Source organism: Arthrobacter hankyongi, assembly GCF_022012395.1.
Classification (GTDB): domain Bacteria; phylum Actinomycetota; class Actinomycetes; order Actinomycetales; family Micrococcaceae; genus Crystallibacter; species Crystallibacter hankyongi.
In genome coordinates this window covers 24,841-49,073 of the sequence record NZ_JAKLTQ010000006.1, presented here as the reverse complement: position 1 = coordinate 49,073, position 24,233 = coordinate 24,841, and the positions used below count along the sequence as shown (strand labels likewise).

The 24,233-nt window shown below is 63.5% G+C and carries 13 protein-coding genes and 1 pseudogene; 10 read left to right on the top strand and 4 right to left on the bottom strand.

Features of this window, described 5'->3' with window-relative positions; translation table 11 throughout:
- From LVY72_RS10125 to LVY72_RS10085, 9 genes are all read left to right on the top strand, one after another.
- Positions 1–1,065: a glycosyltransferase family 2 protein gene (locus LVY72_RS10125; RefSeq protein ID WP_308190742.1), complete on the top strand. Its 1,065-nt coding sequence runs from the start codon at positions 1–3 to the stop codon at positions 1,063–1,065.
- Positions 1,062–1,901 (top strand): CDP-alcohol phosphatidyltransferase family protein, encoded by an 840-nt coding sequence (locus tag LVY72_RS10120; RefSeq protein WP_237820437.1) that lies wholly within the window; start codon positions 1,062–1,064, stop codon positions 1,899–1,901. Before LVY72_RS10125 ends, LVY72_RS10120 begins: the two co-directional genes overlap by 4 nt.
- A gap of 26 nt (positions 1,902–1,927) precedes the next feature.
- Entirely contained in the window at positions 1,928–2,833 is a 906-nt protein-coding gene (locus LVY72_RS10115; protein ID WP_269092399.1) for a glycosyltransferase family 2 protein, read from the top strand.
- Between the two features lie 134 nt (positions 2,834–2,967).
- Positions 2,968–4,143 carry an acyltransferase family protein gene (locus tag LVY72_RS10110; RefSeq protein WP_237820433.1) on the top strand — a complete coding sequence of 392 codons (1,176 nt, stop codon included), beginning with the start codon at positions 2,968–2,970 and terminating at the stop codon, positions 4,141–4,143.
- Positions 4,144–4,227: 84 nt separating this feature from the next.
- Positions 4,228–4,689: an FAD synthase family protein gene (locus LVY72_RS10105; RefSeq protein ID WP_237820431.1), complete on the top strand. Its 462-nt coding sequence runs from the start codon at positions 4,228–4,230 to the stop codon at positions 4,687–4,689.
- A 23-nt stretch (positions 4,690–4,712) separates the two neighbouring features.
- Positions 4,713–6,458 carry a CDP-glycerol glycerophosphotransferase family protein gene (locus tag LVY72_RS10100; protein ID WP_237820430.1) on the top strand — a complete coding sequence of 582 codons (1,746 nt, stop codon included), beginning with the start codon at positions 4,713–4,715 and terminating at the stop codon, positions 6,456–6,458.
- A 145-nt stretch (positions 6,459–6,603) separates the two neighbouring features.
- Entirely contained in the window at positions 6,604–8,445 is a 1,842-nt protein-coding gene (locus tag LVY72_RS10095) for an endonuclease/exonuclease/phosphatase family protein (RefSeq protein WP_237820428.1), read from the top strand.
- Positions 8,446–8,584: 139 nt separating this feature from the next.
- A complete protein-coding gene (locus LVY72_RS10090) occupies positions 8,585–10,024 on the top strand; it encodes a bifunctional cytidylyltransferase/SDR family oxidoreductase (protein ID WP_237820426.1) in 1,440 nt (479 codons plus the stop codon).
- 73 nt (positions 10,025–10,097) lie between these two features.
- Positions 10,098–13,679, top strand: a complete 3,582-nt coding sequence (locus LVY72_RS10085; protein WP_237820424.1) for a bifunctional glycosyltransferase/CDP-glycerol:glycerophosphate glycerophosphotransferase — start codon at positions 10,098–10,100, stop codon at positions 13,677–13,679.
- Positions 13,680–14,058: 379 nt separating this feature from the next.
- Here the strand turns inward: LVY72_RS10085 and LVY72_RS10080 are convergent.
- Positions 14,059–14,890 (bottom strand): annotated as a pseudogene (locus LVY72_RS10080) (IS256 family transposase); the annotation flags it as partial.
- Positions 14,891–15,244: 354 nt separating this feature from the next.
- Between LVY72_RS10080 and LVY72_RS10075 the strand changes: the two are divergent.
- On the top strand, positions 15,245–17,119 hold the full coding sequence (locus LVY72_RS10075) for a fibronectin type III domain-containing protein (protein WP_269092387.1): 1,875 nt from the start codon (positions 15,245–15,247) through the stop codon (positions 17,117–17,119).
- On the opposite strand, the gene LVY72_RS24660 is transcribed toward LVY72_RS10075, so the two are convergent.
- The 3 genes from LVY72_RS24660 to LVY72_RS10060 all read right to left on the bottom strand — a co-directional run bounded on the left by LVY72_RS24660 (position 17,103) and on the right by LVY72_RS10060 (position 24,231).
- Positions 17,103–18,647, bottom strand: a complete 1,545-nt coding sequence (locus tag LVY72_RS24660; RefSeq protein WP_237820420.1) for a CDP-glycerol glycerophosphotransferase family protein — start codon at positions 18,645–18,647, stop codon at positions 17,103–17,105. The genes LVY72_RS10075 and LVY72_RS24660 overlap by 17 nt on opposite strands.
- Complete coding sequence (locus LVY72_RS10065; protein WP_237820418.1) at positions 18,644–22,216, bottom strand: CDP-glycerol glycerophosphotransferase family protein; 3,573 nt, start codon at positions 22,214–22,216, stop codon at positions 18,644–18,646. Before LVY72_RS10065 ends, LVY72_RS24660 begins: the two co-directional genes overlap by 4 nt.
- Before the next feature lie 62 nt (positions 22,217–22,278).
- Positions 22,279–24,231 carry a glycosyltransferase family 2 protein gene (locus tag LVY72_RS10060; protein ID WP_237820416.1) on the bottom strand — a complete coding sequence of 651 codons (1,953 nt, stop codon included), beginning with the start codon at positions 24,229–24,231 and terminating at the stop codon, positions 22,279–22,281.
- Positions 24,232–24,233 lie beyond the last annotated feature (2 nt).

Here is a 24,233-nt window from a genome sequence, read left to right as displayed (position 1 = left end):
GTGAACCGCCTTTCCCCGCTGGCCGAACATCCCGGGGTTTCCTACATCATGCCCATCCTGAACGAGGCCGCCCACATCGAGGATGCGGTGCGCAGCATCTTGGCCCAGGACTATCCCGGGCCCAAGGAGATTGTGCTGGCGTTGGGTCCGTCCACGGACGGGACCAACGAGATCGTGGCCCGGCTGCAGGCGCAGGAGCCGCGGCTGCATAGTGTGGCCAGCCCCACCGGCCGGACTCCGGCCGGCCTGAACCTGGCCCTGGACGCTTCCCGCTATCCGGTCATCGTCCGGGTGGACGCGCATACCGAATTGGAACCGCACTACACGGCCCGCGCAGTGGCGACCCTGCGGCGCACCGGGGCCGCCGACGTCGGCGGGCTGATGGATGCCCAGGGCAAGACCGCGTTCCAGCGGGCCGTGGCCGCAGCCTATGTCTCCCCGCTGGGGCTGGGCGGCGCCGCGTACCACAGCGGCGCGCCGGAAGGCCCGGCCGAATCCGCCTACCTGGGTGTCTTCCGGCGCGAGGCGCTGGACGCCGTCGGCCATTTCGAAGAGACCCTGTGGCGCGGCCAGGACTGGGATATGTGCCTGCGGCTGCGCCAGTCCGGCTACGACGTCTGGTTCGATCCGGAACTGAAGGTCACCTACTGGCCACGCTCCAGCTGGGGCAAGCTCGTGCGGCAGTTCTACGCTGCCGGTATCTGGCGGGCCGAACTGGCCCGCCGGCACCAGGAAGGCAAGTCGACGCGGCACTACCTGCCGCCCCTGCTGGTAGCCGGCCTGGCCGCCGGCGCCGCCGGCGGCGTACTGTCCGCGTCCGGGGCCACCCGCCGCTGGCCGGCCTGGCTGAAGCTCCCGGTCGCCGCCGCGGGCCTGGTCCCCGCCCTCTACGGTGCGGGCCTCGCCTATGCCTCGGCCACCATGAAGCAGGATCTGGGCCGGCCCGAGCGGCTTCGCCTGCTTGCCGTGCTGCCGGGCATCCACGTCAGCTGGGGGCTGGGCTACCTGCGCGGCCGGCTGTTCGGCGCCGCCGGCACCGTGGACACCAGCCGGAGGAAGTCATGATGGACACTACCCGTCCGGCCCACCCCACCCTCGAGCAGCTGCGCGCCGTCGCCCAGCCGCCGGAGGTGCGCAGCCGGAAGAACGCCGAACACTGGACCGCCGAGCTCTACCTTCGGCACATCTCCATCTACCTGACCAGCGTGCTGGTGCGCACCCCGATCAGCGCCAACGGCGTGACCGGCCTGATGATCCTCTCCGGCTGGGCCATCTCCGCCTGCCTGCTCATTCCGGGCATCTGGGGCCCGCTGCTGGCCGTGTTCTGCTCCCAGCTGCAGCTGTACTTCGACTGCAGCGACGGCGAGGTGGCCCGCTGGCGCGGAACCCAGAGCCCCAAGGGTATCTTCCTGGACAAGATCGGCCACTACACCACCGAAGGCCTGATCCCGCTGGCCCTGGCCCTGCGCTGCCTCGGCGGCTTCGGCCTGCTCGGGCCGGATCCGGACCGGGCGCTGCTGCACCTGGCCTGGTTCCACATGTTCCTCGGCGCCCTGCTGGCCCTGCTGATCGTGCTCAACAAGGCCCAGAACGACATGGTCCACGCCTCGCGCGCGCTGGCCGGCCTGGACAAGCTGCCGGACACCGCCGCGGCCAAGGCCGTTCCTGCTGCAACCCTGGTGGGGCGGCTGCGCCGGCTGGCCCGCTTCCTGCCCTTCCACCGCATGCTGCACTCCGTGGAAATGAGCCTGCTCATCCTGGCCGCCTCGGTCGTTTCGCTCATCGCTGGCCAGCCCACGCTGGGGGAGCGCTGGCTGCTCTACGTGCTGGTCCCGGCGGTGCTGCTCGTGAACATCGGCCACTTCGTGGCCATCATGGCATCGCCGAGGCTGCGCAAGTGAGCGCCGCCGGCCCCGAAAGCAGGGGACTGACGACGGCGGCGGACGGCTCGACGGCGGTGCCCACCTTCGGCGTCGTCATCCTCACCCAGGGCACCCGGCCGGATGACCTGCAGCGCGGCTTCGCCTCGCTGCGCGCCCAGCGCGGGGTCAGCCTGGACGTCGTCGTGGTCGGCAACGGCTGGAAGCCCGAAGGACTGCCCGCCGGCTTCAAGTCCCTGCACCTGGAGGAGAACCTCGGCATCCCCGCCGGGCGCAACGCCGGCGTGCCGCAGGTCACGGGGGAGTACCTCTTCTTCCTCGACGACGACGCCTGGCTGCCGGACGAGGACTTCCTCCTCTCCTGCGCGCGGCTGTTCCGGACCCGGCCGGACATCGGCATGATCCAGCCCCGGATCGAGGATCCGGCGGACCCCTGCGCCCCGCAGCGCTGGATCCCGCGGCTGCGCAAGGGCAGCGCCCACGCCTCCAGCAACGTGTTCTCGGTGGTGGAGATGGCCATCGCCATGCGCCGTGACGTGTTCGAGCGCACCGACGGCTGGCCGGCCACCTTCTGGTACGCCCACGAGGGCATCGAATTCGCCTGGCGGGTCTGGGACACCGGCTTCCGCACCTGGTACGCCGGGGACCTGCGTGCCGGTCATCCGGTGATCGACCCACGCCGGCATGAGGAATTCTTCCGGCTCAATGCCCGCAACCGGGTCTGGCTGGCCCGGCGCAACCTGCGCTGGCCGTTCAGCTGGGCCTACGTCGGCTCCTGGACGCTGGTCCAGGTGCTCCGCGCCCGCCGCGACCTCGGGCAGCTCAAGCCCTGGTTCGCCGGCTGGCGCGCCGGCTGGCAGCAGGATCCATGGGGACCTGGGGAGAGCCGGCGCAAGCTGAAGTGGTCCACGGTGATCCGGATGGGCGTGTCGGGCCGCTGGCCTGTGATCTAGCCACCACGGGTCGAATCCATCTCGCCCTGGCAGGTTTGGACCGGTTTCACTCGCCCGGTCCAAACGCGTGCCTGAGGCCTACAACGCAGTACCTTTGGCAATACCTTTATAAGGACATGACGAATAGGAGCAGTGTGGGCACGAATGTCTACACTCCCGAACCGGCGCTTACACGCGCGGCTATCCGGGGGCAACAGATGACAGGAACAAGGCCATCAGCCGCAGTACCGCGCTTCCGCCTCCTGGACGGTCTTAGGTTTCTGGCTGCCTTGGCGGTCGTGATTTACCACTTCACAGCGCGCGACAACTCGGCATGGGGTGTGCCTGTCGGTCAGGTCTTCCCGGAGTTCTCTAAGATCTCCGCCTTCGGTGCTTTCGGCGTACAGCTGTTCTTTATCATCAGCGGATTCGTCATCCTACTCTCAGCTTGGGGCCGTGACGTGTCGTCATTTACTGCGTCACGAGTTGGCAGGCTCTTCCCGGGCTATTGGGCAGGCGTTCTGTTGACGAGCTTCTTGCTGCTCGTCCTTTGGCCGGCTGGAAAAGACATCTCCCTCACACAGGCGCTAGTGAACCTGACCATGGTTCAAGAAGGCCTTGGTGTAGGTCATGTCGATGGCGTGTATTGGACGCTTTGGGTGGAACTGAAGTTTTACCTGATAATCGGCATTCTCATGGCCGTAGGCATGACACGTGTGCGGGTATTGGTTCTTTGCCTGCTTTGGCCTTTGATCGGTGCGATGGCGGAAGAAACGGGCAACCCGCTGCTGGCAAACCTGTTGGTGCCGGAATTTGCGCCCTTGTTCGCAGGCGGCATGCTCATTTACATGGTGTACCGGGAAGGGGCGAGCGTGCTTCTTTTGCTCGCGCTGGGTTTCAACGCGATATTGGCCGGCTACCAGACGCTGGGCGGTCATGCCCAAGCCATTGAGCACGCGGCTCACGTGACTCTCGCTCCGCCTACCGTTTGGATCACGGTTATCGGCCTATTTGTTATCGTCGCGGCAGCCACACTAACACGACTCAATCGGGTCCCTTGGAAGTTCCTGAGCATGGCTGGGAGCCTGACTTTCCCCCTCTACCTCATACACGAGTACTGGGGCTGGTGGTTTATCTCACTCGGGAGCCCTCATTTTCCCCAGCTCGCCGTCCTGCCCGCCGTCATCGCGCTGTGCCTCAGCATGGCATGGGCTGTCTGGCGGTTTGTGGAGAAGCCCATCAACCCGCTTCTCCGGTCAGCGGTACAACGAGGCCTTGACCGGCTGTGGGTCACGCATGCTGACGAAAGGTATCCGACCGCGCCGAAGTGAGGCTGCCCATGCCATCCCCGGATCCGGAGGAAGGCATGGTTACATTGACAGGGACCTTCGTCAGGAAGAATTTGAGGTAAACAAGTGGGCAAGACAGTGCTGACCTACGGAACGTTCGACCTGTTCCATATCGGCCATCTGAACATTCTCAAGCGTTTGCGCGGACTGGGAGATCAGTTGATTGTCGGCGTATCCACCGATGACTTCAACGCTATCAAAGGTAAGAAACCCGTCGTCCCGTTCGAGCAGCGGATCGAGATTGTGCGCGCCATCCGCTACGTCGACCTGGCGATCCCCGAGGATAACTGGGCACAGAAGCGCGAAGACATCGAAAAGTACAACGTCGACGTCTTCGGCATCGGCGAGGACTGGAAGGGCAAGTTCGACGATCTCGAGGACAAGGTCGAGGTCGTCTACCTGCCCAGGACCAGCGGCATCTCGACTACGGAAATGAAGCGGGTGCTCAGCGCCTTTGACGAACGCCACGTGGATGAGTTGAAGCGCACGCTGGACAGCATCAGCCAGATCGTGAAGGAACTCAGCTGACCATGGCTCGCTCAATGGGGGAAATGGGCTTCGTCGGTGCCCTGAGGACTCTGCCGGAGGAGTCCAGAAACCTGGCGCAGATTTTGGCACTCAGTGCGCTTGCGGTTGTCGGCTGCATCCTGGTGTTGTCGGCAGAGGACACCTTCACGGCCGTCATTGGCACGGCGATCGCAGCGGCGGCGTACCTTGCCATCGGTTGGCTAAAACGGCGTCCACTGCGCCACCTCGACTACGGGGGATTGCTGGCCACCTATGTTTCCGTGCGGGTGGTGCTGGCAGTGACCGCCGGTGCTTTTTATGCCCGGTTGGTTCCGGCGCACGCTGGATGGAGCTGGGCGGCCCTGGGGTTGACAGCTGTAGTCGTTCTCCAGGAGCCCGTTCTCAAGAAAATCCTCGGAGGGAAGCGGCAGCAAACTGCGCATCTGCCCGGCGCCCCGGCGTTGCCGGCACGTCCGTACCCGGCCGGGACGATCACCCGCAACAGTCTGGCCGTTATCGGGCTGTCCGTGTTGCTGGCTGCGTTCCGGGTGCCGGGCTGGATCCCGCTCATTCTCGCCGTGGGTCAGCTGCTGCCCGTGTACCGCGTGGCTCGCTACGCCGTCCTGACCCAGGCCATCAGCAAGCAGAATTACGACCGCCTTCCGGAGCTGCTCAAGAAGCACAAGCCGGAATTTGCCGTTTACTACGCTGCGCTCAAGGGCGCGGAGTACCAGCTGGGCATGTGGCTCCCGTATCTTGAACGGCTGGACCGGCCCTTCGTCGTGATCACCAAGAACCCTGCCACGGTGCCGGTGATCGCGGGTCTGACCAGCGCGCCGGTTGTCAGCGTGATGGAAGGCGTGGCCGGCGCGCTCGACCGCATGGTCGTCCCGAGCCTCAAGGCGGCCTACTACGTCCAGGGCAGCCCGGGGAACGCCGCATTCCAGCGTTACCGCAAGCTCACCCACATCTGGCTGAACCACGGAGACTCGGACAAGGAAGCCAATTTCCACCCGAGGCATGCCACCTACGACAAGCTCTTTGTCTGCGGCGAGCAGGGGGTCGCACGCTATGCGGCCCACGGTATCGAAATCCCACGCGCTAAGTTCGAGCTGGTTGGCCGGCCGCAGGTGGAGAAGATCGAGTTCCGCGAAAATGCGACGGTCCCGGCTGCGCCGACGATCCTCTATGCACCGACCTGGCAGGGCGGCCGCCCCAGCACCAGCTATTCCTCACTGCCGATCGGTCCGGACATCGTGAAGGCGCTGCTCGAACGAGGCGCGACGGTGGTCTTCCGGCCGCACCCGTTGAGCTACGGGATTCCGGCCGACAAGAAGCAGGTGCTGAAGATCCATGACCTGCTGCGCAAGGACGCCGACGCGACAGGCCGCCAGCATGTCTTCGGTCCTGCCGCCGAGAAGGAGCTCGACGTCGCGGGCTGCTTCAATCTCTCCGATGCCCTGGTCACGGATGTCTCCAGCATTGCCTCCGAGTACCTGGCGTCGGGCAAGCCGTTCGCGATGGCAGCCATCACCTCCGGTGGCGAAGCGTTCCTGAGGGAGTTCCCGACGGCCCAGGTGGCCTACGTGATCGAGAAGGACCTTTCCACCCTGGCGCCGGCTCTCAATGATTTGCTGGGCAGCGATCCGCTGTCCGCCAAGCGCGCAGAGCGCCGCCGGTACTGCCTGGGCGACGTGATTGGACCGGAGGCGGCCCAGCCGTTCGTGGAAGTTTCGCTGGCTATCCTCGACCGCGCACCGGTTGCCAAGGCTGCCATTTCAGTCAGCTAAGCGGTCCCGGCGCGGCCGAGGGTTCCCGTTTGATGGGTTGCCTACTATCGTCGCACTCCAAGGTTAAAGGTTATTTCTGTCCTGGCTGTACCTTCACTCCCGGGGGTGTGCTCCATGACCCCTCCCGTTTTGGCAAGGAAGAATTGTGGCACGACGAATTCTCGCTTTTCTGGCAGCGGTCCTCCTGGCGGGGGGAACGCTCCACCTTACGGCGCCCGCCGCCAGTGCCGCCTCGCTGGCCAGACCGACCGGCTTGAGCGTGACTGAGGTCAACTATGAGAGTTTTGTCTTCAGTTGGAGAGCGGTAGCCGGCGCCACCAGCTACACGGGCAAGCTGGCAACCAACTCGACGTTCACCTCCGGCGTCCAGTACTTCCAGACCTCGAAAACCACCCGCAAGCCCATCAACTTGAAGAACTGCACGACGTACTACTTCAAGGTGAAGGCGAACAAGGGGTCCTCGACCTCGAGCAGTTACTCGGACACCAAGAAGGTGACCCTCAAATGCTTCTGGCCGCGAGAGTTCACGAGGATCAAGGCTGTTCCGAAGTCCGGCTCATCCATCGGACTGAGCTGGACCCGGCCGGAGTACGCCACGCGATTCGAGATCTGGCGCTCCACCGCCAGTGACTTCACGAAGAATTTGGTGAAGGTGCAGACGTCCAAGGACTGGTACGTGGATGAGAACCTCTCGGCGTCCAAACCGGGCAAGAGCTACTACTATCGGATTCTCGCGTTCAACAAGTCCAACACCACAAACGTCCGCTACTCGCCCAAGTTCGAGGCCAATCTCAAGCCGGCGGTGCCCTCGGGCGTGAAGGTGGCACGGACCTCGCCGAACGGTGCCACGTTGACTTGGAGCACGACGTGGAACGCCAGGCAGTATGAGGTACGGGCCGCCACGGATGCCGCTTTTACCAGCAACGTGAAAACCCTGACGACTTCTGACGGCCGCAATCGGCTGACTTTCAATACCCTCGCCTCCGGCAAAAAGTACTATTTCCAGGTCCGAGCCGTTAACGGACTGAAGCAGAACATCGCCCGCAGTGCATACAGCAGCACCGTCTCCGGAACGACGTCGGGCACAGGTGTGCCGCTGACCGTTATGTCGTTCAACGTCCTGTCCGCTAAATATGACGGCGGTGTCAGCAGCCGTAGCTGGAACAATCGCAAACCGGCCATCGCGGCGACCATCGGCAGCAGCGGGGCCGATGTTGTCGGCGTTCAGGAGGCCTATGCGTCCGATGACTACCCCGGGGGCGATGGCGTGACACCTCAGTGGGAGGACTTGCGAAAAATCCTGGCTACCAAGGGCTACCGGCGGGCGCTGACCGGAACGGACGGTCTCTACGCCTACAGTCAGTGCGGCAAGGACGGCTGCTGGAGGGACGAGTACCAGTTGGACGGAAACCACATTTTTTACAAGTCGGCCACCGTAAAGCCGGTCGGGAATGGCGGCAAGATCAGCCTGCCGAACCCCGACGACCGGGGTAGTGGCTACACCGCATCCTGGCAGGTCTTTGAGAAGCTCGACAGCAAGGCGCGGTTCATCGCCGTCGACACGCATCTTTACGCCGCCGGGATTACGACCAGGGGCACCAATGAAAGCAACCGCGTGGCGCAAGTGACTGGGATCTTGGACACACTGAAGCAGGTGAATACAGCGAGCCTCCCGGTGGTGCTCCTAGGGGACCTGAACTCGCACGAAAGCCACAAGCCGATCTCGACCCTCCTAACCGGAGGCTTCGCAAACACCGCCGGATTGGACGTCCCGCAGACGAAGGCCAACTTCAACAGCAGCCATGGCTTCCAGAACCCGCCGCCGAGCACCTTCGGCACGCAGATCGACTACGTCATGGTGTCGAATGACATTGCCGCAAAGAAGTGGGAGCTCGTGGCGAACATCGACCCTGCGACGGGCAGGTTCACCGGGACCATTCCATCCGACCACCACGCGATCAAGGCCGTCGTGACACTACCCCAATGAAATGCTGGCCCCTGTTCGCACGCATGTGGTGGGCGCCGGCCAGGGGCCTTCGGCCCGCCCTTAGCACGGACGTCTGTGTATAGCCGGTAAACTGTTCCGGGCGACCGGCCAACGAATTGATTAATTAGGGAGTAAGTCTTTGTCTGAACTACGGAACGTTGCAGTAGTGCTTGCCGGAGGCGTCGGGTCGCGCGTCGGACTGAATATTCCCAAGCAGCTGATCAAGATCGCCGGCCGGCCGATCATGGAGCACACTCTGGACATTCTCAACAGCCATCCTGCCATCGACGAAGTCGTGATCATGATGACTCCGGGTTATCTGGACAAGGTTCGCGAGATCGTCAAGCGCAACGACTTCGAAAAGGTGTCGCAGATCCTCGAGGGCGCCGACAACCGCAACGACACCACGCAGCGGGCCTTGGCCGCCTTGGACGACGAGGAATGCAATGTCATCCTCCACGACGCTGTCCGGCCTCTGCTCTCTCCGCGCATCGTGACCGATGTAGTCAAGGCGCTGAACACTCACGGTGCAGTCGACGTTGCCATTCCTTCTGCAGACACCATCATCTCTCTGGCTGGCAAAGAGATTGACGGCTACCCGGTGATCAGCTCCGTCCCGCCGCGGGCCATGCTGCGCCGTGGCCAGACTCCCCAGGCCTTCAAGCTCAGCGTCATCCGGTCGGCCTACACCGAGGCTGCGAAGGACCCGGAATTTGCCGCAACCGACGACTGCACCGTAGTCCTCAAATACAAGCCAGAGGTGCCGGTAGCAGTCGTTCAGGGCGATGACCGCAACATGAAGGTCACCGAGCCCATCGACATCTACATTGCGGACAAGCTCTTCCAGCTCACCAGCAACGACGTCCCGGCGCCGTCGAGCGAGGAAGGCTACCGGGCCGCGCTGGAGGGAAAGACCGTCGTAGTCTTCGGCGGATCCTACGGTATTGGTGCGGACATCGCGGCCATGGCCGCCCGCTACGGTGCAACTGTCAAGATCTTCTCCCGTTCCAGCACCAAGACCCATGTGAATCGCCGCGAGGATGTGGTTGCAGCACGCGACGAGGTGCTGGCCGAAACCGGCCGCATTGATTACGTGGTCAACACTGCAGGGGTGCTGCCTCGCGGACTCCTTAGCGAGACCTCGGACGAGACCATTTACGAGTCGACCGAAATCAACTACATCGGCCCGGTACTGGTGGCACAGACCTTCTACCCGGAGCTCAAGAAGACCGGCGGGTCCCTGCTGCTGTTCACCTCGAGCTCGTACACCCGTGGCCGCGCCAGCTACAGCCTCTACAGCTCCGCTAAGGCCGCCACAGTAAACCTGACCCAGGCGCTGGCAGATGAGTGGTCCGAGGACGGGGTGCGTGTTAACTGCGTCAATCCCGAACGGACCGGAACTCCGATGCGTACGAAGGCATTCGGCCAAGAGGACCCGTCCGGCCTGCTCGAGTCGGAGACGGTTGCACAGGCGTCCCTTGATGTCCTCATTTCGGGTAGGACTGGACACGTGATCGACGTGCGCAAGGTCGATCCCCTGTCTGCAGAGAGCATGGTGGCTCTGCAAGACAACGCCTGAACGGGCGAATTGCGGCTAATGGGGCGAACAACCAGCAGCCTGTGTTGATAGTCGTGTTGGGGGAGAGTAGAGCATGTTGGAAAGCCAGATAGGTTCGATTAGGGCAAGCGGATTGGCGCCGGTATATAAAAAGGTCACCCGTTTTCTTCCCCAGCCCGTGCAGCGGGGCTTCAAGAAATGTGTCCGCGGAATACTGCTGAGAAGTCAAGGCGCACATGAGGTGCACGCCAAAATCCGTCGTCCGCTTGTCAGCCTGATCGTTCCCGTGTACAATGTCGAATCGTATCTGCGCCAGTGCCTTGATAGCATCATTCGCCAGACATATACCAACATTGAAGTAATTCTGGTCAATGACGGATCTACAGACACGTCTCCCGACATTGCTCGTTCATACGTCGAAAAGGATCACCGTTTTCGTCTGATAGAACAAGCGAACGGCGGGCTGAGCCGCGCCCGTAATGCTGGCGTGCTTGCTGCGTCAGGGGAGTACTTAGCCTTTATTGATTCCGATGATACAATCGGGGCCGGCTACATTCAGCGCGCTGTTAGCGTTCTGAATGAGACGCAGTCTGACTTCTTGGTCTCTTCCTATTCTCGCTTCAATTCCACCCGTGAGTGGAAAGCCGCGAGGTGGATCCAGGCCGCGCATGGAGTCGAACGCTTGAAGGCCACGGTCAGTGAATTCCCCGGAATCATGGTTAACGCTATGGCCTGTTCGAAGGTGATACGGAGGTCGTTTTGGGACCAGCACGCGCTGGAATTCCAGCCAGGAATTCTGTATGAAGATCAAATCTTCTCTGCTCGGCTTTACGCAAAATCTGCGAGCTTCGATGTCCTGACGGAACCCTACTATCAGTGGCGTGCTAGGGAGGATAAGTCCTCGATTACCCAGAAAGTCGGTGATGTAGCCGATTTCCAAGCCCGCCTGAGCGCTGCCAAGTATTCACTGTCGGAGCTCAGTGAGTTGAGCAACCAAGTGTCAATCGTGCGGGCCCAGCAGATCCTGGCCAACGATTTCCCGATGTGGCTGCGTCAGATATCGCAGTCTTCCCCCGCCTTCTGGGAAGCGGTGGCGGAGGGTATTGCTGAACTGGCAGGCGAGGTCCCGCTGGACGCGTGGGACCAGGTGAATGCCCAGCACCGACTGCTCTATCAGATTGTCCTGAACGGTTCCCGAGATGACGCCCTTGACTACTTCCGTCAAGGACTGTGGGATCTCAAGAACTATTCCACCTACGTTAAATCAGGGGAAGTCTTTCTGGACTCCGAAGCAATTGACTTTGACCGGTTTAAAGTGGAAGAATCTATGCGTCGTCTCCAGGAACATCAATTTCCCTCGATATGCCGTTTTACCAGAGGCCTGTGGCTGGATGACAAGCTTCATGTGGAAGGGTACGCCTACATCGACCATGTCGATACGAAATATGCGGACTATGCAGTCGAGTTGGTGTTGGTTTCTCCTGACGGCAAAGAGCTGATGATACCGACGAAAAGACGGACCGTTTCACTGGACGAACATGTCGGCAACCATCCGGTAAATGATTACTCGGAGGGTGGCTTTGAAGTCGATATTGATTTTCGCGACATACTTGCCTCCAAAGCTTTCGGTAAACCGGAGAGCTGGAACCTTGAGCTGCAGCTCATGACTTCCGGGATCGCACGGAGAATCAAGTCCGTTCCGGTGATGGCTTCGTCGTCACTGGCCATCGTTGGGGCGAAGCTGATCCAGAACCGTAGCGTAAATCCAACGATGTCAGCCAGCCGCGTCATCTCCATCCGCATCAGCGAGCCGACTGTCACGGCTGCACCCGCTGCAGACGGTAATGCTGGCTCTATAGTTTTACGTACCAAACCAGGCATTGAGCTGCAGGCCGTAGCTGCAATTACGGGAGGGCGACGGTACTTCGCGCCGGTGCGGACAAGGCAACTGGACACCGACGATGTTGAAACTGTGTTCGATCTATCCGACCTTGGCCACCTTCCTAGAGGCGCCGCTCGTATTCGAGCATTCGACACAAAGGGGAAACTCCGCCCTATTACCTGGAGCGCTTCGCATGAGAATGCTCCGCAGATCCAGCAGCGCAAACTCGCCCTGTCAGTTCATGGAAACCTCGAACTATACGAGGACCGCAATGTCGTCGAGGTCCGAGACGTAGGATTCGATAATTTGGGCAGGCTGCGCCTAAGTATCGATGCGTTTACTGCAGGAACGGCATCATTTGGACTAGTCGGCGGACCTGAGGCGATTATGTTGGGCACCTTTTCGCCGGGTAGCCAAGTGGTTGAGGTAGAGCTTTACCGCGCGCCCGGCGAGGCGTTGGCCAGCGGCATCTATCAGGTCGCAGCATGGTCGGAGGATGGCAGGCGCATTACGTTTAGGGCTGATCCTCATCTAGCCACGCCACTGCCCATATCTGCCGTATCGCCGTCGCACAGAGCGACCGTCGGTCTGCGAAGACGAAGTCTTATCGTCCGAGTGTCTCCGTCCTACAAGGACTCGGAAATTGGGGCGGCAAGCCAGCGCAAGCTAAAGGCAAAATATGTGGAGGTCAGCGAGAACCTGAGGCAATCGGTCCTTTTTCGGAGTTACTTTGGGGAGTCCGCGTCTTGTAATCAGTTGGCGATCCACAAAGAACTTAGGGAACGCGGATCAAAGCTTGAACTGCTGTGGGCTGTCAAGGATCGTTCTGTTGCTATACCGGAGGGGGCGATTCCTGTCATCCGCGACAGCGAGGATTGGTACCGGTCGCTGGCGACGACGAAATACTACGTGGACAACATGCACCAACCAGAATATATGGTGAAAAGGGACGGGCAGGTGATCATTCAAACCTTCCACGGCTATCCATTCAAATCAATGGGACTTCCGCATTGGGAGAGTCTTCACCTTGACGGTCATCGCGTCGATTCGTTGCTGGCTCGCGCCAAGGATTGGGACTACTTGGTTTCACCGGCGGCCTACGCTACACCGCTGCTTCGCGAACATTTTGGCTACCAAGGCAAGGTGCTGGAATATGGCTATCCGCGGAACGACGAACTCGTCAATGATGCCTCGGCTGCGCGCCGGATCAGCATCAGACGCGGTCTAGGCATCGCTGCAGACCAGAATGTCGCCCTGTATGCTCCAACCTTTCGGGACGCTGACGCTATCAACGATTACCGGTCCCGGATGGTCAGCTTTCTCGACGTACGCCGACTCAGCGAAGAACTTGGGCCGCAGTGGACGGTTCTTGTGCGGGGGCATGCCTACCATGCCCGGCAAGGAGTGAAACTGACCAATACCGATCGCATTCGGAACGTCAGCACCCATGCGTCGATCAACGAGCTGATGATTGCTTCCGACATCGGTATATTCGACTACTCGTCCATCCGGTTCGATTATGCTGCCTTAAGAAAACCCATGATCTTTATGGTTCCGGATATCGATTCATATTTTAGGTATCGGAAACCAGTCGTTGATTTTTCGGCCACAGCGCCCGGCCCCCAGGTATCCTCCACGGAGGAAGTGGCGGCAACGCTGATGAACGCAGCCGAGACAGGATTCAGCCTGCCGCCGCAATATATGGAATTTGTGGCGGGCTACACCTATCTAGATGATGGGACGGCGAGCCGGCGGGTTGTGGATCAGATCTTTGGCTCGCCCGCAGCTGCGTGAACTGTCAGCGCCGTAGAAGCTGTAACTGTTTCGAGGTGGCAGCAGGGCATGCAGGCAGGGTATGCGGTCTACTTGGAAAGCGCGGTAGTCAGGTCGCGGAGCCCCAGCGGAGCGGCCCGTAGGCCGATTGCTGGGAGCCACCCAGGGAGTCGCAGCAAGCCATCTTCCGTCAGATCGTCGAACATGCCGGTAGCCTGGCATCCGTGCTGTAAGCACAGTTCGCTTCCTGCAGGACGGCACCGAGGGGGCACTGCCAAGTGTGCTTGGTCACGTCTCTTGGGGTGGTGTAATACGGTCGCCGTATGATTCATGGATCGGTTAGGCGCAGAGCGCCAGGTCAGTGTCGGTTCCCTTCTGTTTCGTTTCGGGGCCGGTGGTTCCGGCGGCTTGGGAGGTGCTCCGCGGTCCTGGGCAGTTCTCTTCCAGTACGTCCAGGACCCGGTCGAACTGGGCGTGCACTCCGGCCGCGTCGGGCAGGGTCGCCCCGATTGCCGAGACCAGACCGGCGTGGGCGTCGGAGGTCACCAGCTTCACCCCGGCCAGGCTGCGGGCGGTCAGTTCCGGAAGAACCCCAGCCACCCGGCCCCGTCCTCGGCGGAGGAGGCCTGGATGCCCAGGACCTCGCGGTACCCGTCGGTGTTGACGCCGGTGGCGACTATCGCATGGACGTTCACCACATGCCCGCCCTCGCGGACCTTCAGGACCAAGGCGTCGGCGGCCACGAACGTGTACGGGCCGGCGTCCAGCGGGCGGGTGCGGAACGCCTCGACCTGCTCGTCCAGGTCCCGGGCCATGAGCGAGACCTGGGACTTCGAGAGCCGGTTGATCCCGAGGGCTTCCACCAGCTTCTCCATCCGGCGGGTGGAGACCCCGAGCAGATAGCTGGTGGCCACCACGGTCGTCAGGGCGACCTCGGCCCGGCGCCGGCTCTCTAGCAGCCAGTCCGGAAAATAGGACCCCGAGCGCAGCTTGGGGACGGCTACGTCCAGGGTTCCGGCGCGGGTGTCAGAGTCCCGGTGCCGGTACCCATTGCGCGAGTTGGTGCGTTCCTCGGAGCGGGCCCTATATTCGGCGCCGCAGACCGCATCCGCCTCGGCACTCATTAACGCGTTAATGAATGTGGTCAGCATCTGCCGCAGCCGATCCGGGGAGGCCTGTTCAAGCTGTTCCGACAGAAAGCCGGCAGGGTCAATAGAATGGGGTGCGGTCATCGCGTGAGAACTCCTTGAGAAAAGACTTTGGGCGAGCTTTCCAAGAATCACGCGGTGACCGCCTCACGTTCGGGATCAACACACCCCGCTCCGCGGCACGTTACACCACGCTAATGGGCACTACTTACCACGAAGGCGCGTCCCTACAAAACCCGGGCCAGTTCAAGGCTGCCATCAGCCCACCGGTGAGTAAATGGCATTCGTGGCTGCCCTGAGGGAAATCGTACATAAGTCCGGATAAGTGCTCTTTTTGAATATTGCGGATTATCCGCCCCTTGTCTTGATCCTCCGAGTCTATAATCACCGCCAAGCAACGCAGCTTTTCCATCTACACGGTTGTAGGAGGAAGATGCGATGGGGGTGCGAAGCAGAACCTGCCGTCACTGGACGTGCCTGATCGCCGGTTCGCTCCTGGCCGCAAGTACCTGTCTCCAGGGCCCTGCGGCACAGGCAGCGGCCAAACCCGCAGCGCCCACGGGCGTAGCAGCCAACGGAATCAACTATGAGAACTTCAGCCTCAGCTGGAAGGCCGTGTCCGGCGCCACCGGCTACACGGTCAGGATCGCCACCAACCCGAAATTCACCTCCGGGCGCAAGACGTTCAAACCCGGCAAGGCGTCGCAGAAGGTAACCAAGCTCAGGAACTGCACTACCTACTACTTCAAGGTGAACGCGCACAAGGGATCGGCCGCCGGCGGTGCCTACTCGGCCACGTCCAAGGTCACGTTGAATTGCTACGGGCCGGAGAAAACCTCCAGTATCGGAAAGTTCTCGACGATCACGGTCAAGCCGAAATCCGGCACCAGCATCGGGATCAGCTGGTCCCGACCCAAATCCGCCACGAGGTACGAACTGTGGCGTTCCACCTCCACGAATTTCAGCACTGACCTGGCCAAAGTAAAGACCAGCAAGACCTGGTACATCGACCAGAACCTCAAAGCGAGCACGCCCGGGAAGAGCTACTACTACCGGATCCTGGCTTTCAAATCAGGCAGCAGCACGGTGCGTTACTCCACGAAGTTCGAGGCCAACCTCGCGCCGGGCGTACCCGGGGGAGCGCGCGTCCTGGGCACCTCCGCCAGCGGGGCGACCCTGGCCTGGAATGCCTCGACGAACGCCCGCCAATATGTGGTCCGGACCGCCACGGACCAGGGCTTCACCCAGAATGTGAAGACTTTCACCACGACTGACGGCCGCAACAGGCTCGCGGTGAATACCCTCACCGCCGGCAGGAAGTACTTCTTCCAAGTCAAGGCGGTAAACGGGAACAAACAGCACATCGCCAGCAGCCGTTACGGTGCGTCCGTCTCCGCGACTACGTTGGCGTCGGGCACTCCGCTCACGGTCATGTCGTTCAACGTGCTCACTGCGAACCTGAACGATGGCATCGCCAGCCACAACTGGACCACCCGCAAACCCGCCGTCGTTAACGTCATCGGTGGCAGCGGCGCGGATGTCGTGGGCGTCCAGGAAGCCTACGCCACCGTCAGCTATCCCGGTGTGGTGGACGCGAAACCCCAGTGGGAGGACCTGAGGCAGGGGCTGGTAACCCGCGGCTATGAACGCGCCCTGTCCGGGACGGACGGACTCTACGGCACCCAGTGCGGAGGGACCGGCTGCGCGCAGGACGAGTACCTGCAGGACGGTAATCACATCTTCTACCGCACGTCCACGGTGCGGCCGATTGGAAGCGGCGGCAGAATCCAGCTCACCAATCCGGACAACCGGACCAGCGGCTACACCGCCGTGTGGCAGGTTTTCGAAAAGCGGGACGGCAGCGGCGTCCGCTTCCTGGCCGTGGACACCCATCTCTACTGGCAGGGAATCAACGTCCGGGGAAGCTTCGAAGCCGCGCGCACGAAGCAGGCACAGTCCCTGGTGGCTGCCCTGAATACGGTGAACCGGGACGGGCTGCCCGTTATCCTTCTGGGAGATTTCAACTCGAAGCCGTACCACGATCCCATTACCGCCATCGAAATGGCAGGATATTCCGACGCCGCGGGGGTGGACGTACCGCAGACCAAGGCCACCTATAACAGCTTCCATGGCTTCAGAAACCCGCCGCCGCACACCTGGGGGAACCACATCGACTTCGTTTTCCTGTCGCCGGATGTGTCCGCGAAGAAGTGGGAGTTGCTGGCGAACATTGACTTGACAACCGGGAAGTTCGTGGGTGCCATACCGTCGGACCACCACGCACTCCGGGCGACGCTCACCCTGCCGAAGTAATGGCTTCGGTGTCGACCGCGGCAGCCGCCGGCACTGTCACCAGGGCTTCGCTGGCATCGGTGGCCAGGATCTCGCGCACGGTGGTCTCGAAGCATTCGCTCCGGCTCTGGTAGCCGGCTGCGATCCGGCTGAGCGGGTTGAGGCTTCGTTCGGCAGCGTCCAGCAGCACCTCCGCATCCTCGGGGGAACGCATCAGCTGTGCAGCCCGCAGCGAGGGGTAGCGCTCCGCCAGGTCCTCGTTAGTCCACGCAATGACGCCAATAGGTTTTCCGGTGACCGTGTAGTCCACCAGCACGCTGGAGACGTCGGTGACGAGCGCATCCGAAGCATTGAACAGTTCCACTAGGTCCGCGGAGCGTGCCGCCCCGGAAGCCATGTGCGGACCTCCGTGCCGGCGCAGTTCTTCATCCACGGCGGCCACCAGCCGACGCTCTTCGGCGGACTTGACGCTGAACGGATGCGGCCGGAAAATGATTCGGGCTCCGCGGGACAGCAGGCGCTGGATGTACGGTCCGGCATGCTCGAGCGAACTGAGCGTGGAAGCATTGTTGTAGCCCAGCCAGGTGGGAGCGTAGAGCACCGTCGGTGCTTCGTCCGGGGTGCGTTGGCGCGGTCCCTTGTGAGCGCCGCGCAGCTGCGGCCGGCCGACGACGGCGAATTTTTCTTCCGGGATGAGCACGTTGTTGGCGTGGTAGCGCTCAATCGCGGCCTGCCCGGCCACGAAGATCCTGTCGTACATGGCGTGGACCGGATGGGCGGAAATCTCTTTGTCCGAATCCCCGTGCCCGAGGTAGACATGCGTCAGGTGCCGGTAGCTGACCATGTTGATGTTCGACGCCACAGAATTGACGTAGAAGGTAGCGCGGACCGTAGGGGCGATGACCTTGTCCAGTTCGGCAGTATTCAGGCAGGCGACCAGCGGTATCCCCGCCAGCGCGGGCCGCCTGCGCAGGGCGTCCGCGGCTTCGTTATGCCGGGTCACGACGGCGAAAGGCACCCCCAGCTCCTTCAGCGGTCCCAGCCACTGTTCGATCTGGTACGCGCCGCCGTCTTTGCGCCCTGTGTAGATCAGGAACTCCGGGCCGAAGCTGCCCAGTGCCCGCTGGACCGCCGGCCACCGGCGGCCGCGCTGGCGGGCCAGCCAGAACGCATAGCCGCCGACGCCGGCCATGGCCGCCCCGATGGCGGCCAGCCACAGAATCCACCAGAGCACGCTCCAGCCGGCATTAAGGATGGCCGCGGTGCCGAGCAGGCTGGCCCCGGCCAGGACGCTGGGCACCCAGGCTTGCGGTGCGGCCGGCAGCTTGATTCCGGGAAGCCCATAGGCGGTGACATGGTGGACCGCCAGCACCCGCTGGGTGACCGGGACCAGCATGATGCTGAGGGCCGTTCCAATCCCGCCCAGCAGCACCCATTCCACTCCGGCGGAGCCTTGGAGGGCAAACGAGGCAGCCAGGAAGCCCGCCCCGGCACCAAGCACGACGGCGCCCGCGGTGCGTGGCAAGACGGTGCGCAGGGCCGCCTTCACAACGGCCGCCTCGGCGCGTCGATCAGTTCCCGCGCGGCCTCCAGGAAGCCGTCGGCGTAACTGCCGGCTGGGAAGTCACCCAAATAGTAGACCCTGGACTCTTCCCGCTGCTTTGCCAGCGGATCATGGACGAGCAGGTTGTCTAGCGCCTGGTCGAGGTTCGCTAGGTCCTCCTGGATCACATAGGCCGCCCGGGACGCGGGGGCCTCAGCCGCCAGTTCCTCGACGGTGCGCCCCACGGAGACAATGGAGAACGGCTTGCCAGACTGCAGGTAGTCGGACACCATGGCGGAGACATCCGAGACCATCGCATCCGACGCGTTAAAGCAGTCCACCACGCTCATCTCCTGTTCGGCCGCCTTGCCGTAGATGTGCTGCCGGCCCGTGGCTACGGCATCTGCCGCCAGCAGTTCGCCGATCTCGGTGATCCACGCAGTGGCTTCCGGAAAGCGGTAGTTGAACGGGTGGGCGCGGAAGATTACTGTGCAGCCCCGGGCCAGCAGGCCTTCGACAATGCCCCGGCCGTGCGGGAGCGAGTACACCGCGGTGTCGGCGTAGGGTCCACGCCAGGTGGGGGCGTAGAGAACCGTCGGGTTCAGCCCGGGCGCACCCCGGCGGTGCTGGATGTCCTCCACCTGCGGGCGACCGACGATCCGGAACTTCTCCCGCGGAATGTCCACGCCGTGGCGGGCGTAGCGGTCCACACCTGCCTGGCCAGCACTGAAAATGTGGTCGTAGATGGCATGCACCGGGTTGTAGCAGGCAGGTTTCTCCGAGTCTCCATGGTTGAGCCAGACGTGGCGCATTTCGCGGCGCTCGATGAAGTGGGTGTTCTTGACCGCGTTGTTGACATAGAACGCGACCTTCAGGCTCGGCGGGGCCACTTCTTCCAGGCTCCGCAGGGTCGGCCGGTGGATAACCGGGGCATCGGTCAGCGCGGCGATGGCACGCATCATCCGCAGCGTCCGCGTGATGACGATGTAGGGCCGGCCGATCCGGTCCAGATAGGGCAGCCACATGCCGGCCTGGTACCCGGCACCCACATTGGACCCGAAGTAAAGGGCGAACTCGGGGGCCAGCCCCTCCACGGTTCGGGCCAAGCGCGCCTCGTGGCGCAGGTTCCGGTAGCTGCGCTGCCACCCGGCGGCCAGCACCTTGGCGCTGAAGACCAGCACCAGTACTGCCAGCAGTGCAGCGGCGGCCGGTGCACCGGCGGAGGTGAAGAACGCGGCCACGAAGCCCGCGGCCAGGCCAACTAGGCTCACGGCCGCGACACTGCCCCGGGGCAGGATCTCGTGGCCCTGGGTGCTGACGTCCCGGATATTGCGGGCGTCCAGGCCGCGCGGACGCCAAGCAACTACCGCGTAGCGTTCCAGGACCGTGGCCGCCAGCCAGCAGCCCAGGCCCGCGGTCAGCCAGGCGCCCGCCCCTGTCCAACCCGGGGTACCGAGCTGAAGGATGAGAGTCAGGATGAGCAGGGTTCGTGCGGCAAGGTTGCTGCCGAGCATGGCGTTCAGCGCGCGGCGGCGCCGAAGAGCGCGCCGGTGGAAGAACAGGGAAACCGCCACAGTGGCCAGCCCTGCAGTACAGACCAGTCCCGCTGGTGCTCCGAGCAGATGCGTGCACCAGACCGCCACGGCTCCGGCGGAGGGCAGGACAAAGCGCAGCAGTGCCATCAGGCGGCGGCGCGCTGGGGATGTGCGCTCGTCCTCGTCTGCGGCATTATCCTCGCTGGCGGCCGCGTTGTCTTCGATGGCAGCGGCAGCGTCCTCGTCCGTCGCGCTGGTTTCGGCCGGTGCCTGGGCCTCATCCGCCGCAGCGGCAGTCGGAACGGCGTGGCGCGGGCGTGCCGACGCCACGGTGCGGGCGGTGCCGATGAACGCCTCCGCGTAGCCCTCCACCGGGAAGTCGCCGAGGTAGTCCGAGCGCAGCTCGGAACGGATGCCGGCCATTTCGTCCGCGCCCAAGAGGGAATTTAGGACCTGGTCGATATTGGCCAGGCCGCCGTCGAGCACATAGGAGGCCCGGGCGATCGGGTACTGCTGGACGAAGTCCTCCGGCTCGGCATTGACCGCCACCATCGCGAACGGCTTGCCGGAGTAGAGGTAGTCGGAAACCACGCTCGAGACGTCCGAAACCATCGCGTCCGAGGCGTTCATGCACTCGATGATCCCGCGGATGGATTCGGCTTCCGCGCCCCACAGGTGTTTCCGTCCGGTCCGCTGGGCGTCTTCGCGCAGCACTTCCTGGATATTCCGAATCAGTGCGGCGTCTTCGGGGAAATCGTAACTGAACGGGTGCGGGCGGAAGATTACGGTGGCACCGCGGTCCAGCAGCGAACGGACGATCTTCTCGCCCACGGGCAGGGAGTGGAAGAAGGTCTCCTCCACATGGCCCCGCCAAGTGGGGGCATAGAGGACCGACGGGGCGTCGCTGGCACCCTCGGGCCGCGCGTGCTTGACGTCCTCGAGCTGTGGCCGGCCGACAACCTGGAACTTGTTCCGCGGGATCGAGACGCCATGCTCGGCGTACCGCCGGGTGGCAGCCTCGCCGGCGGCGAAGATCCTGTCGTACATGGCGTGGGTCGGATTATACGACGGCGGCTTGTCCGAATCTCCGTGGCCGAGGTACACATGCGTGAGTTCGTGGAACCGGACCATTGCGCCGTTACCCGAGGAAGCGTTCACGTAGAACACGGCATTGACGCTGGGCACCACGACGTCGTCCAGATCGGCCACCCGCCGGCGCATCACCACGGGGGCGTCGGTCATCGCGGCCAGGGCTTCGGAGGGCACCAGCGAGCGGGTCACGATTATGAACTTCTTGCCGGTGCGCTGCAGGTACGGCAGCCACATGGCCACCTGGTAGGAGGCGTCGTCCGGCCGAGCGGTGTAGATGATGAAGTCCGGGGCATAGCGCCGCACCGCGGCACCGAGGTTCTGCTCAATTGCCCGGCTGGCGGAAATCCGCCGGAATGCGTTCAGCGCGGCGGCACCGTAGAGCCCGAGTATGGCCACAGTTGCCGCGCTCAAAAGCCAGACCGGCCAGCCCAACACTGCCGTCACGGCGGCCCAGCACAGCACGATGAATGACCCGGTGACGTAACTGCGAGCGTGCCCCGTTTGCTTCGCCACCGCGGCTACACCGGGTAGCTGGCTGGCAAAGGCTTGTTGTGCGCCCAACGCCCGGCGCAGCAGCGGCTCCACCAGCACCATGCCCAGCGCCACAGCGGTAGTTAGTACCACCGTCCAGCGGCCTGCTGTATCCGGGAAGGTCTGGACCAGCAGCAGGGACGCGGCGGCAAAGGCTCCTGCCCGCGGCACGGCCAAATGCCCCAGCGCCTGGCCTGTCTCCCTTCGGAACGCCACCGTCTGGACAGCGCCGGCGACGCCGGTCACCAGGATCATGGCTGCGGCCAGCCAGACGGGGCCGCCGGAGGCCGCGACCACGGCCGCAGCCGCGGCGAGCAGGGTCAGGGCCAGCCCGTAGCTTGCGTCACCGGCCAGGCCGCCCAGCACCCGGCGGGCGCTGGGAAGCGTTTGGGATTCGTCAGCAGATATCAGAGCCATTGGAAGCTTTCACTGGGGGCAGTTGGGGGGGGAGTCTAGGCCGGAGGGACGCCGGACGGCGTTTACCTCCGCAGCGCGTGTCGCTTCAGGCGGCGGAGGCGGACCAGCAATCCGGCCAGCCCAATGCGCTTCGGCGACGGACGGCCGTGCCGCTCCGGCTGGGGCGCTGGTGCCTCTGTGGCGGCGGCCGCCGGCTTCTTGGCCGCTGGCTTCAACGGCACCAACGTGCCGGCCTTGAGGCGCAACGGCAGCTGGCAGCCGGTCCGTTCACAGTCTAGTTCCAGCACGAAGAGCGGGACTGTCCCGGCCGCGGTGCCGGCGGGTACTGCCGGTACCGCGGCCGGCAGCCGGACCTCTAGCTGCCCGTCCGGCCGCAGCGTATGCTCGAGCGGCAGTCGGCCCTCCGGGGTCAGCAGCGCAGCACCGCGTACCGCGCCGCTGTTCTTGGGCAGCGTCAGATTTATCACGCCCTCGCCGTGGCCTGCGACTTTGGCCGCAGTGAACCGCGGTTTCGGACCCTGCCGCACGCTGAAGCTGCCATGGGCCGTGGTGTAGCCCTCCAAGTACATGGCTGCCCCATCTTCCGGCGAGAGCAGCACCACGGCACGGGCTTCGACCGGGTCGCCAGTGCGCGGATACGACGCACGGGCGGAGGCCAGCTCGCGGGCGCCGTCCGCCAGCACCAGGCGCGCATCCCAGACTGTGGGTACGGCTGGGGCCTGCGGCAGCAGCTCGGGCCCGAAGCAGAACTGCCAGCGGTTGCCACCCAGCGGACTGCCGGCCACGCTGACGGCGGCGGGGGAGGGGCCCCGGGTGGTCAGCTCCAGCGTCAGCGGATGCAGCGCCAGGCCAGGCACCTCGGCCAGCGGGCTCTCCAGCCGGTAGGTCACGGCCAGCCCGGCGGCGGTGCCGGCGAGGGACTCGAAACTATGCTGAAGCTTGCCGCCGGTCCGGACCAGGCGCAGCTCGGCCGGGACGAGGGCGTTGAGGTCCGGGCCGAGATCAAAGTGCACCTGGCCGTCGTCAACGGTGTAGGCGAGGTCGTCCGCCAGTTGGCGGTTGAGCTCGGCCAGCTGCGCAACGGTGCCCTTGCGGGCCACCGCCAGCCGCAGCCGCGGCTTGTCCGCGACCGCCGCCAGGTCCTCGGCGCCCATATGGGGCAGGACTTCCTGCTGGATCCGCCGGAGGAATTCCTCCTGCTCCCCGGACGGGGCAGTCATGAACGGCCTACCCAGACCCGGTGCCAAAGTCCTGAAGATCACGCGGTGGAAGAACTGCTGCCGGCGCCGGCCCGGCTTCGTGTGGGCAGTGATGATCTCTGCCATCCGGGTGGTGGTCAGCAGCTTGTTCCGCAGTGACTGGGGCTGCTTGGAGACGTTGCCGCCGTCCTCACGGCCGCGCAGATGGTAGTAGTCGTAGTCCGCGAGGGTAGTCACCTTCCCGGCGGCCAGGTAGCACTGGCCGACGAAGACCTGGTCTTCGCCCTGGACCATGTCTTCGGGAAAGGTGGCGCCGAGGCGGCTGATCAGCGAGGTACGGAACAGCTTCCAGGGCGAAAGCGTCCGCCAGGCCCCGTCGTTGAGCACATCGGCGTCGTAGACAGTCTGCAGGTAGGAGGCCTGCCGCACCGTCCTGTTGTCACCGACGGCCAGCGCCACCACCACGTCGGAGCTATGCTCGCGGGCGGCGGATACCATCCGTTCCAGCGCTTCCGGGGAGAACCAGTCGTCCGAATCCAGGAAGAAGATGAACTCGCCGGTGGCAGCGGCCAGACCGCGGTTGCGGCCCACGCTGGGCCGGCCGGAGTTTTCCTGCCGCAGTGCCACCAGGTTCGGATGCTCGGCACGCAGGGACTGCAGGTAGTCCCACGTGCCATCCGTGGAGCCGTCGTCGACCACGATAATTTGGATCTCGGACTGCGGCAGCGTCTGGTTGAAGACGCTTTCCAGGCATTCCTGCAGCAGCGGCTGGCAGTTGTAGGTGGGGGTGACAAGGGAAACGGTGGGCGTGCTCACGT

What these genes read in the sequence shown, in the direction of transcription:
- LVY72_RS10120 (WP_237820437.1), top strand. Translation starts at nt 1,062, where the DNA reads ATGATGGACACTACCCGTCCGGCCCACCCCACCCTCGAGCAGCTGCGC.
- LVY72_RS10100 (WP_237820430.1), top strand. Translation starts at nt 4,713, where the DNA reads ATGGGCTTCGTCGGTGCCCTGAGGACTCTGCCGGAGGAGTCCAGAAAC.
- LVY72_RS10085 (WP_237820424.1), top strand. Translation starts at nt 10,098, where the DNA reads ATGTTGGAAAGCCAGATAGGTTCGATTAGGGCAAGCGGATTGGCGCCG.
- LVY72_RS10075 (WP_269092387.1), top strand. Translation starts at nt 15,245, where the DNA reads ATGGGGGTGCGAAGCAGAACCTGCCGTCACTGGACGTGCCTGATCGCC.
- LVY72_RS10065 (WP_237820418.1), bottom strand. Translation starts at nt 22,216, where the DNA reads ATGGCTCTGATATCTGCTGACGAATCCCAAACGCTTCCCAGCGCCCGC.